We start from the raw sequence: 11,708 nt of genomic DNA on the forward strand, positions 1-11,708 counted from the left end.
GCTCAAAAAGGTACAATCAAAGGATTCTTTGGTGAAGTTTCCCCTGAAGTAATAACTAACTTTACCCTCGAGTATCCTGTAATTGCATTTGAAATAGAATTCATCAATAAATGAATTCTAAAATTCTTTTTTTAATACCATAATTTTCTCATTTGCGTTTCAATTTCAGAGTAATTATTCACAGCGGGTGAGGCATCATAATTACTGAAAACAGCGATAAAAATCAGCAATAGTACAATTACAACTATCAAAATTATTGTCCATTTCTGCAATTATTCACCAACCATCGTCAAAGTTACTGTTCTTCCACTTCTTGGTCCATCTAATTCAATGAAAAAAACAGATTGCCAAGTACCTAAATCCAATTTTGAATTTTTTATTGGTAATGATTCGCTTGATGAAAGTAAAAATGATTTCAAATGTGATTTTGCATTATTATCGATTTTATCATGCTTGTATGAAAATTTATCATCAATTAAATTATCTAATGTGAATTCCAAATCATTTAAAAGACCAGATTCATTTTCATTAACCACAATGGCTGATGTAGAGTGTTTTGAAAAAATTGAGATGATTCCTTCATCAATATCAATCAGATTATTAATTTGTGAAGTGATATCAATAATTTCAAAGCTTTTATTAGTATTGATTTTTAAAGAATAAGATTTGACTATCATCAATATATAATTTAATTAAACTTATTAATAAATTAAAGAAAAAAAGAAAAGAAAATGTTTATTAATATTCATCTTTATCGAATTTACCCCTATATCCATAAATCAACAATCCCATTATGGATAATATGCACATCACTATAAGGCCAGAAGTGTTTGTAAGTTCTTTTGAAGTGGTTACTGGAGGAACAATCTCAAATGCTTTACCTTCCTTAGAAGCTTCGCCATTACCAGTATCTCCGGAGTTCAAATCACCATTAGATAATGCATCCTGTCCATTATCAGAAGTGTCTTGAGATGGAATGTCTGAACTGTTTGTTCCATAGTTACCTGAGTTTAGTGAATTTGCCACATGTGAACCTGAAGAGTTACCACCATGGGAATTACCCTGATAATTGGAGTTTCCATTTACATCAGAAGTTCCTTCATTTCCATTATTATTTTGAGACCCTTTTTCATTATCATTTGATGTTGATGACTTTGAATCTGTTGATTGGCCTTTATCACCTGAAGCATGATAATCATAGTTATAATACTGACCGCCAATTTCTACCTTTACATTATGGTCAACAGTAGGGTCCAAATCTTTAACAACTGTTGCTTGCCCATCATTAACCGTAACAGTGTACCTATTCCCATCAACTTCAACATTTGTTTGAAAAGTTGCAAATTCATTTACAGCCCTACCTGAAGAGTCCCTTAATTGAAGAGATAGAGTGTTACTAATGGATAAAGTATCCAAATTCATTAAAGATGCTAAAAGCCTTGGACATACAAAAGTATTTGAGGGATCATTTGAATCATACCAGTTTTGACCCAATTCAAAGTTTTCATTTTCCCAATAATTTTTAGCCTGGTAAAATTCATTATGTGCCAAATAGTTATACTCAACTTTAAGTATGGTGCTTCCAGAACTTTTGAATCCTGAACCTAACAAAAGTCCGTTACCCGTTTCAAATCCACCCATGCTTGAACGTGGGTCTTTTCTATTATTTGTTAATGAATTTGTTTTAACAACATCATTAGTGGATGTTGAGTTGATATAGACACCATTAGTATTTTCATAAACATTATTTCTTGCAATTAATGTATGGGAAGACTTGTTGAAGGTTGAAATACCATTTAAGTTATTATGATGAATTGTATTGTTGGTAATATTGCAATAATAAATATTTGAAGTTTCAATTCCAGACCATTTGTTATATGAAATCGAATTATCATATACTAATGTATTTTTTACATCCTGAAGCCGCAAACCATTTTGACTGGCTTTTAGGATATCATTGCCTGAAACAACAATTTTATCAGAATTTTTTACTAAAATACAGTTTTTTCCACCAACAATCCTATTATCTTTAACCACAACATTTTTTGCATTATCCACAATAACTCCACAATCACTATTTGAAGCAACAATCGTTATTCCAGACAATACACTTCCTGCTGATTTTGATGTGAAATAAAATCCGAAAGTTTTATCCAATCTTAAATTCTTAGCTTTATCAGTTAATTTACCAGAAGTATATACAACACTATCATTTTTTGAAACAATATTTAATTTTTTATTTACAACCAAAGAAATATCATTATATTCCTTATCTGTAAATTCAAAAGTATCTCCCTCTTTTGCATTATCAAATTTTGATTGGATATCTTCATTTGACAAATCAGCAGTAATAGTTTCATAATTATCACCACTATCAGAAAGAAGTGTCATATTGTTCCCATAGATATTAGTTGCACTAACTGAAGAAACTAATAATAAGAATAATAGAGATAATAAAAAAAGAATTAACACTTTTTTGTCCATATTAAAAACTTCCCAATCTTTATTTTTATAATCAAATTATATAAGTTAATAAAATTTTATAAAATAAAAAATTATACCATATACATAATATTGATTAACGAGTATATTTTTGAAGTCAAATCTATATAAATCTAACCTATATAACAGCATTATATTGGAAAATCCTACCGATATAAATCAAATTACACCCATTAGATTTGATTAACAATGTTATATTAAATATTTGAGACATTTTCATTTAAATAATATAAAAATCAATATATAACTAATTACTTATCGATGAAATTTATTGGTATAAGTGATTGAATATAATTAATTTAGAGATGAAAATATGGATAAAAAATGTTTAATATTAGCATTAATGTTAGTATTAATTGTATTTTTAAGTACAACCATAGTATCAGCTGAAAATTTAACTGATACTATAGGAAATAGCGAAAAGCTATCAAGTACAGAAGTTACAATTGAAACTACCGATACTAATGATCAAATTCAAACAAAAATAAATAGTTTAAATGATGGAGATACTTTAAATTTCCAACAGGGAGAATATAAGGACATCTGTATTTATGTAAACAAAAGCATTACAATAAACGGGAATGGATCTACATTATATGGATATGACAGACCATCTGCAAATACCACTCCTGAAATAATCATGAACAAAACCACAGAAGGTGGTTACGCAATTACAAATCTTGCAACATTATACATTCTCAAAACTGATGGTTTAGTCATAAAAGACATGAAACTTGTCGCAGGGGCAAATAGTGGAACTGATAACGGAGCAGACTCCAGATACAGCAATTGTGTAATATATAATTATTTCTCAAACCATACAACAATTTCAAACACCAGCATTACTGGATGTTCCTGGGGTATTTGGTTCCAAAATTGTGCTGACGGAATTATAGAAAACAATAAAGTTCAAAATCAATTAATTACTGGAATATTCAACTTCCAGTCCCCTAGAACAATAATTAGAAATAACACAGTAACCAATGCCAAAAACCACGGAATTGATGTGAGACATGGCATTGGACCAAATGTTAAAGTTTTAAACAATACTGTGATTGGTGCTAAAGAAGGTATTTATTTATTACATTCAGCAAAACATGTAGTAACTGGAAATATAATAAGAAATTGTAGTTTAAGCTCAATTACATGTTGTGGTGCTAGCCATATAACTATAAACAATAATAAATTATTAAATTCAAGAATTGGAGTTCTTTTAGGTGGAGGACAACCTGTTGGAGGTGCTTACACAGGATATAACAACATTACCATTGGTGAAAACGAATGGAAATTAGATAATTTACCAATGCCACCATCATTTGTATTTTATGTTGCTGAAGCAAAGGGAGATTATGCAAGTACATCTGCTATGATGGGTACCTACACAGACAGTGGACTAACAAATATAACTTATACTGAATATAAAGGAATCGAAACACCAAAACCAATTGTTGTTGATTATGATACAATTTTAAAACCAACCGGTAAAAATGTGACAATTTCTGCAGGAATGACAAATTCCCAAATCCAAACTGCAATTAACGGAATGGAAAATGGAGATACAATAATTTTTGAGAAAGATGCAGTATTTGAAGACATTTGCATTTACATTAATAAAAACATAAAGATTATTGGTAATAATGCAACTTTAAAAGGATTAAACAATACAAACAAAGAAATAATCAATTCTATAGGATTACCAAGCACATACAATGCATTACTTTACTCCGCAATCATATATTCCATCAACAACACCAATGTTGTAATAAGTAATTTAAATTTAATTAGCAATTATCCAAATTATTCCAATCCAAATGGTGAAGAATACAAAACTGCATGTATCTTTGCAGAAAACAGCAAAAACCTCACCATTACCGAATGTGACATTGATGGAGCATCATGGGGATTATTTGTAGGATTCCAAAAAAATGGTTGTCCTAACTCAATAATAACAAACAACAAAGTATCAAACCAATATACAACAGGAATTATCTGCTTTGGATCACAATTCTCCATAGTTGCAAATAATACTGTAACTAATGCTAAAAATCATGGAATCGATGTGAGATTCAAGGCTAATGGATTTAATGTTACCGTATTCAATAATACCGTTTCCGGTGCAAAAGAAGGCATTTATCTTTTACATTCTTCAGGACACAAAGTATATGAAAATACCATTTTAAACTCAAAAATTAGTTCAATTACTTGTTACGGATCAGGAAACGAATACATATTTAACAACACTTTAAGTGGAAGCAGAATAGCTATCTTGCTTGGTGACGGATACTTCAATGTAACTGTAGGTCCAAATACATACAAACCTGATAAATTACCATTCCCACCTACTTTTGAATACTTCATAGTTCAAGGTGAAACCAGATACCAATCTTCAGAAAAGGTAATTGGAACTTATAAAGATTCACAAGCTGTAAACTTAACCGCAAATGATGTGGCTGTAGGATACAAGAAAGGTACATTTGAAATTACTTTAAAAGACAACAAAGGTAAAGCAATAGCTAACAAACCAACAACAATTAGCCTCAATGGTGAAGAATATTCTGTTGTGACTGATTCAAATGGTGTTGCTTCTATTAACTTAACTTTAACTCCTGGAAATTATAGTGCCAATGTACATACTTCAAGTGATTATTACAACAAAGCAGGCAATGCCGAAGCTCTAATCACTGTTAAAGATGACAGAACTGCAACTGCAATAACAGCTAGTGGAAAAACATTCTACTTACAAGCTATTGAAAAAGGCAGCAAATACCAAATAACTCTTAAAGATGCAAACGGTAAAACTTTAGCTGATAAAGATATCACAGTTACATTTAACGGCAAAACCTACAAAACAATAACCAATTCAAAAGGAGTAGCTACTGTTACCCTTAAAGCAACAAAAACAGGTTCTTTAAAAGCTACCGTTAAATTTGCTGGTGATGACGAATATGCAGCAGCTACAAAAACTGCAGCCATCAAAGTCACAAAAGAAGCATCCAAATTAACTGCATCCAAAAAGACTTTCAAGGCTAAAACAAAAACTAAAAAATACACTGTAACCTTAAAATCCAAATCTGGTAAAGCAATATCAAAATTAAAAGTTACTCTCAAAGTTAAAGGCAAAACCTATAAAGCAACCACCACTGCAAAAGGTAAAGCTACATTTAAAATTACCAAATTAACTAAAAAAGGCAAACACACTGCTACAGTTAAATTTGCAGGCAACAAATACTTTACCGGAAAAACAGTTAAAGCAAAAATAACAATCAAATAAAGAGATTTCCCATAATCTCTTTTAATTTTCTTTTTTTAGTCAAAATCAAAAATAAAAATCAATAAGAGAGATTTAATGCTCCCTTTTAAAAATTCAAATCAGTATGATTTTCTTTTGGAAAAAGCAACATACATTATGAATATTCCAATCAGAATTAAAACAATTTGAGGAAATACTGCAAATATTATTCCTGGAATTATATGCAATTCTGCCAAAAGCCACAAAACACCATAGATTACAAGCAATGCTCCAAACAAAATAGCTAGCTTATACAACAAATCCTTAAAATCATATAATGGCATTCCACCAAACGGACCAGGCACATCATCACCTATAATTCTTTAGTTCCTTTTGGAGTTCCAACAATAACCTTATCTACCATTTGTGAGAAAATTCCATTTTCAACAACACCCGGAATTGTATTCAAGTCAATTTCCATATGTTCAGGTGATTCGATTTTCTCAAATTTGGCATCAATGACAAAATTACCATTGTCGGTTATTACTGGACCGTCTTTTCTTTGAGCCATTCTTATTTCACATTTGGCACCCATATCTTCAAGTTCCTTTATGACCATACGGGATGCATCAGGCAATACCTCAACAGGAACAGGGAATGTGCCTAACTCTTCAACACATTTTGATTCATCGACAATAACAATGAATTTCTTTGCAGTATAATCTACAATCTTTTCTTTAGTATGTGCCGCTCCTCCACCTTTAATTAAGTTGAATTCACTATCCACTTCATCAGCACCGTCCACTGACAAGTCAATGTCGTTTTCTTCCAAAGTAGTGATTGGAATATTCCATTGTTTGGCTATTAATAATGATTGAAATGATGTTGGAATTCCTTTTACGTTGATTCCTTCATCTTTAATTCTCATACCCACTTTTTCTATAAAGTAATGTGTTGTTGAACCTGTACCAAGTCCTAAAACCATACCATCCTTAACATATTCAGCAGCCTTATAACCTGCATTTTTCTTACTAGAATCATTACTGCTAGCGCTTTTCATTTAAATCACAAACCCCAAAGTAAGATTATTAAGTTTATAACCTTTTTTACATTCTTCTTTATGTTTTCCATTGTTTTCTAAAACAATACATTTGTCATTTTCCTGCAGTCCATCAGGGAAACACAAATCATGAAAATCACATTTCTCATCACAATCATGAGCATTATAAGTAAATGTTGATCCTTCAAAAATGTTTTTTGAAGTAGTCAATAAGTCTATTTTGGCAAAATCTATTTCAACAGGAATAACAACCCCTTCTGCATGAATTGGACATTTCTGTTCGCTGTCCTTAACATCCACTACAACATATTTCCTGTTTAATTCCAGGTTTCCAACGCAAGATGATTTAAACCTACAGTTTTCACACTCATCAGCCGGACCTAGAAAAACAAATTCCTGCCCTTTTTTTGCTAAATCTTTTCCTATCAATGTAATCATCTAAATCACCTCTGTTTTATAAGCCAATTCATATGCTGCTTCTTTTGAAATTCCATTATCACCTAAAATAGTATATCTTTCAGGCCTGATTTTATGAGCCATCACCAATGCCTCAATTATGTCTTCTTCTGATATTCCCACTTCCTGGGCGGTTGTTGGTGCTTGTACAGCTTTAAGTGTATCTTTTATTGCCTTCCAATCTCCCCCATGAAGATACATCATCAGAATAGTTCCAATACCACATTGCTCACCGTGCAATGCAGGCTTATCCAAAATCTTATCCAATGCATGTGAGAACAGATGTTCTGATCCACTGGCCGGACGTGATGAACCTGCAATGCTGATAGCCATTCCACCACTGAACAATGATTTCATGACTATTCTTGCACTTGCCTCAAGATTTGGCTTTATATTGGCCACATTATCCGTGATTAAATGCGCCGACATGATTGACAGTGCAGCTGCTGATTCACTGATAGGTTCATTTTTTAGCCTATGAGCCAATTCCCAATCTTTAATGGCTGTAAAATTTGCAATCAAATCAGCACATCCTGCAGACAGCAGTCTGAATGGGGATTGTGCAATAATCTCAGTATCGGCAATTACAGCTATTGGAGACTGTGCTTTAGCAGATGTTGAAGTATTAGGGTCTTTAATTGAAGCTAAAGGAGATACAATACCATCGTGTGAAGCTGTTGTTGGCATGGAAACAAAATAAACACCCTGATTATGTGAAGATAGCTTGGCTACATCGATTATTTTTCCCCCACCAATGCCTAAAACAGCAGTGTCTGAAGTAATCAATTCTTCAACTTCGGCTATTGAATCGTATGTTGCATTGTTGACTTTAATAACATCCCATTCAATGCCTGCTTTTTCAAGGCTTTCTATTGCAGGTTTTGCACCTGCTTCATATGTATGATTGCCTGTAACGATTAAAATCTTTTTATCCAAATGCAAAGACTTACAAATTTCTCCAGTGTCTTTTATAATACCCGGATCAATGTAAACTTCACGAGGCATTTGTATTTTCCTATTGCTCATAATATCTCCTAAAATAAATTATACATTAATATATATGTAAAAAGTAATTATAAATAACTTTCTTATGAAAAAATGTCACAACCACTACATGAAACTTCATCATTAAATAAATTTAATACTTATTAAAAATAGATTATTTAATATTATAAAAATTTATTAGGTGATATGGTGGAAAATTTTGATGAATGGTTTCATGATATTTTAGAAAATGCAAATATTACTGATTCAAGATATCCTATTAAAGGAATGGCAGTATGGATGCCATACGGTTTTCAAATAAGAAAACACTCCATGAACATTATAAAAAAATTATTGGATAAGGACCACGAAGAAGTATTATTCCCAATGCTTGTACCTGAAACCGAACTTGCAAAAGAAGGAATTCACGTAAAAGGATTTGAAGATGAAGTATATTGGGTTACAAAAGGAGGGCAAACTGATTTAAATGAACATTTAGCCTTAAGACCTACAAGCGAAACAGCAATTTATCCGATGTATTCATTATGGATTAGAACACATATTGACCTTCCAATCAAAATGTATCAAATCGTAAATACATTTAGATACGAAACAAAACACACAAGACCATTGATTCGTGTAAGAGAAATTACAACATTTAAAGAAGCCCATACTGCACATGCAACTAAAGATGAATCTGATGAACAAATCCAAGACTTTATTGAAATTTACAAAGAATTCTTTGATGATTTGGGTCTTCCATATTTAATTTCTAAAAGACCTGAATGGGACAAATTCCCAGGAGCAGACTACACTATGGCATTTGATGTAATAATGCCAAACGGAAAAACATTACAAATTGGTACAATCCACAATTTAGGTCAAACTTTTGCAAAAACATTTGACATTACCTTTGAAGATAAAGACGGTCAACACAAACTCGTCTATCAAACATGTGCAGGATTATCAGATAGGGTAATCGCATCAGTTATTGGAATTCACGGAGATGACAAAGGTTTACGCTTACCACCAAAAGTATCACCGAACCAAGTTACAATAATCCCAATTTTATTTAAGAAAGGAAAAGAGGAAGTTCTTGCAAAATGTGCTGAAATAAAGGAACAATTGGAAGCTGAAGGCATTAGAGTTAAAAAACAACATTACTATAGCCATGAGAAGGGATGAGGAAGAAAAAATAGAAATTCCATTGGATGATGCATTGGCAGATAATGTCATTGAATTGTTAAATAAATCACAAGGAAACCTTTCAGAAATCGCATGGGATTTCCAAGCCGAACATGTCAAATTCACAGAAAACATAGACGAAATTTCAGAGCTTGTTGAAGCTGGAAATGTAGTCAAATTCTACTGGTGTGGAGATGAAGCCATAGGTAAGGAAATCGAAGAAAAAACAGGCTATGACATTTTAGGAATTCAAGAAGAAATATCTGAAGGCAAATGTATAGCCAGCGACAATGATGCAAAATACATTGCTTTAATAGCTAAAACTTACTAGTGATAATATGGACAATATTTATGCAATAATTCCAGTAAGCAAATTCAAAAATGCAAAAACCTTTTTTATCAGAAGAAGAAAGGGAAAAACTCCTGAAAGTAATGCTTCAGGATGTAACCGATGCCCTAAAAAGATATGTCGATAAAATTTTCATAATCAGCAGAGATGAAGACGTCCTCACTTACGCTAAAAGCCTTAAATTGGATACTATTCTTGAAAATGAAAATTCCAATCTAAACAAAGCATTAACACAGGCAATGAAATTCTGCAAAGGTAAAACCCGAAAGGTCATAATTGTTCCATCAGACATCCCATTGATAGGAAAAACAAACATTGCCATGTTAATTGAAGCATCAAAAAGTCTAGATTTCATTATTGTCCCATCTAAAGGTGGAGGGACAAATATGATGATTATGAAGCCTATGGCTATTCACACTCATTTTGAAGGGTTCAGCTATAAAGAGCATGTCAATGCTGCAGAAAGGAAAAAACTAAACCCCCAAGTTCATGATTCACTATTCATGGCTTTGGATGTCAATACTGCAGAAGATTTGGGTGAAATCATGATTCACGGTGAAAAAACCCATACCAGAAAATATCTAAAAGAGTTGAAAGTGCAGTTTGAGCCTTTCCGTGGAAGTGAAAGAATTAAAGTTACAAGAGCTGATTAGATGATTGTAATGAGCATAGCCGGTGTTGACCCTTCTGCCGGAGCAGGTGTTTTTGCAGATTTAAAGACATTTCAGGCAATTGGTGTTTATGGAACCGGCATCGTAACAGCTCTAACCGCACAAAATCCCTATAAATTCTTTTCAACATTGCCTGTCAGTGAAGACTACATTACTGAGCAAATTGATGCAGTAATGGATTCATATGATGTCGAATTTATAAAAACAGGAATGTTATATTCCCCGGAAATAATCAAATTGGTTTCTAAAAAAATCAAGGAATATGACTTAAAGGCAGTGGTAGATCCAGTCATGGTTGCAACATCCGGCGGAGACTTAACTCAACAAGACATTGCAAAGGCATTGAACAAATATCTGCTTCCAAACTCCATTTTAACAACACCAAATATTGCCGAAGCCGAAAAGTTAACCGGCTTAAAAATTAATTCGAAGGAAGATGCTATTAAAGCCTGTGAAAAAATAGTTTGTGACAGTCTCATTACAGGAGGACATCTGGATGGAATAAACACCATCAGCATCAATGGCGAAATCATGATTGAAAAGCAGGAATTAATAGAAACAGATAATTTGCATGGAACAGGCTGTAATTTATCATCAGCAATTGTTGCATATTTGGCAAAAGATAATGATTTAAAAACAAGTATTTTAAAATCCCTCGATTATGTCTATGAAGGGATAAAAAATGGAAATTACGGAACTTTAATAGCTAAAATATAATGTTAAAAAAAAAGAATTAACTGAGATATAGCTGAAAAGCTAGTCTCCCATATCTAAATTTTCGACAATAGACTCTTGAAGAGCTATAAATTCTTTAGATTCTCTTTTTCTCGGTCTTTCAATATCTACATCTATGATATTTGCAATTTTACCAGGATTTTTATCCATAATGACAATTTTATCTGCAAGATATACTGCTTCATCAACATCGTGAGTAACAAAAACAATTGTATTTTCAAATCTTTTCCAAACCCCAATCAGTTGTTCTTGAAGCTTATGTCTATTTTGCATATCCAATGCAGAAAATGGCTCATCCATAAGTAAGATTGGTGAATGATTAAGCAAAGATCTAATAATTGCAACCCTTTGCTTCATACCACCTGAAAGTTCATGTGGATAGCTATCCTTAAAGTCAATTAAACCAACACTTGTCAAGTATCTCTCAGCAGCTGCAATATTTTCTTCCTTGCTTCCCTTTTTTGTCATTTCCAAACCAAAAGTTACATTTTGAAGGACAGTTAACCAAGGAAATAGTGAATATTGTTGGAAAATTAC

10 protein-coding genes and 2 pseudogenes are annotated in these 11,708 nt (G+C 32.3%); 5 read left to right on the forward strand and 7 right to left on the reverse strand.

Annotated elements, in window-relative coordinates:
* Positions 1–114 (forward strand): hypothetical protein (locus QZU83_RS09175; RefSeq protein WP_295611672.1); only part of this gene is annotated, 114 nt, incomplete at its 5' end.
* 158 nt (positions 115–272) lie between these two features.
* On the opposite strand, the gene QZU83_RS09180 is transcribed toward QZU83_RS09175, so the two are convergent.
* Positions 273–677, reverse strand: coding sequence for a secondary thiamine-phosphate synthase enzyme YjbQ (locus tag QZU83_RS09180; protein WP_292881731.1), 405 nt, complete (start codon positions 675–677; stop codon positions 273–275).
* A gap of 61 nt (positions 678–738) precedes the next feature.
* Positions 739–2,391, reverse strand: coding sequence for a right-handed parallel beta-helix repeat-containing protein (locus tag QZU83_RS09185; RefSeq protein ID WP_295611652.1), 1,653 nt, complete (start codon positions 2,389–2,391; stop codon positions 739–741).
* A 424-nt stretch (positions 2,392–2,815) separates the two neighbouring features.
* Here QZU83_RS09185 and QZU83_RS09190 point away from each other — a divergent pair, with 424 nt between their 5' ends.
* On the forward strand, positions 2,816–5,773 hold the full coding sequence (locus QZU83_RS09190; protein ID WP_295611655.1) for a NosD domain-containing protein: 2,958 nt from the start codon (positions 2,816–2,818) through the stop codon (positions 5,771–5,773).
* Positions 5,774–5,871: 98 nt separating this feature from the next.
* On the opposite strand, the gene QZU83_RS09195 is transcribed toward QZU83_RS09190, so the two are convergent.
* The 4 genes from QZU83_RS09195 to QZU83_RS09210 are packed head-to-tail and all read right to left on the reverse strand — an operon-like array spanning position 5,872 to position 8,273.
* The gene (locus tag QZU83_RS09195) at positions 5,872–6,096 is read right to left on the reverse strand and encodes a hypothetical protein (RefSeq protein ID WP_292605534.1); all 225 of its coding nucleotides are present in this window, start codon (positions 6,094–6,096) and stop codon (positions 5,872–5,874) included.
* 8 nt (positions 6,097–6,104) lie between these two features.
* The gene (gene rpiA, locus QZU83_RS09200) at positions 6,105–6,791 is read right to left on the reverse strand and encodes a ribose-5-phosphate isomerase RpiA (RefSeq protein ID WP_295611658.1); all 687 of its coding nucleotides are present in this window, start codon (positions 6,789–6,791) and stop codon (positions 6,105–6,107) included.
* On the reverse strand, positions 6,792–7,229 hold the full coding sequence (locus QZU83_RS09205) for a UPF0179 family protein (protein ID WP_292881743.1): 438 nt from the start codon (positions 7,227–7,229) through the stop codon (positions 6,792–6,794).
* Complete coding sequence (locus QZU83_RS09210) at positions 7,230–8,273, reverse strand: NAD(P)-dependent glycerol-1-phosphate dehydrogenase (protein ID WP_295611661.1); 1,044 nt, start codon at positions 8,271–8,273, stop codon at positions 7,230–7,232. It abuts the gene before it with no gap.
* Positions 8,274–8,438: 165 nt separating this feature from the next.
* Here QZU83_RS09210 and proS point away from each other — a divergent pair.
* From proS to thiD, 3 genes and pseudogenes are all read left to right on the forward strand, one after another.
* Positions 8,439–9,747, forward strand: a pseudogene (proS, locus tag QZU83_RS09215) (proline--tRNA ligase).
* A gap of 7 nt (positions 9,748–9,754) precedes the next feature.
* A pseudogene (cofC, locus tag QZU83_RS09225) lies at positions 9,755–10,418 on the forward strand (2-phospho-L-lactate guanylyltransferase).
* Positions 10,419–11,153: a bifunctional hydroxymethylpyrimidine kinase/phosphomethylpyrimidine kinase gene (gene thiD, locus QZU83_RS09230; protein WP_295611668.1), complete on the forward strand. Its 735-nt coding sequence runs from the start codon at positions 10,419–10,421 to the stop codon at positions 11,151–11,153. It abuts the pseudogene before it with no gap.
* A 39-nt stretch (positions 11,154–11,192) separates the two neighbouring features.
* Here the strand turns inward: thiD and QZU83_RS09235 are convergent.
* Positions 11,193–11,708: ABC transporter ATP-binding protein (locus tag QZU83_RS09235; protein WP_295611670.1), on the reverse strand; the 516-nt coding region annotated here is incomplete at its 5' end.

Origin of the sequence: uncultured Methanobrevibacter sp. (assembly GCF_902771435.1) — an archaeon.
Lineage (GTDB): Archaea > Methanobacteriota > Methanobacteria > Methanobacteriales > Methanobacteriaceae > Methanocatella.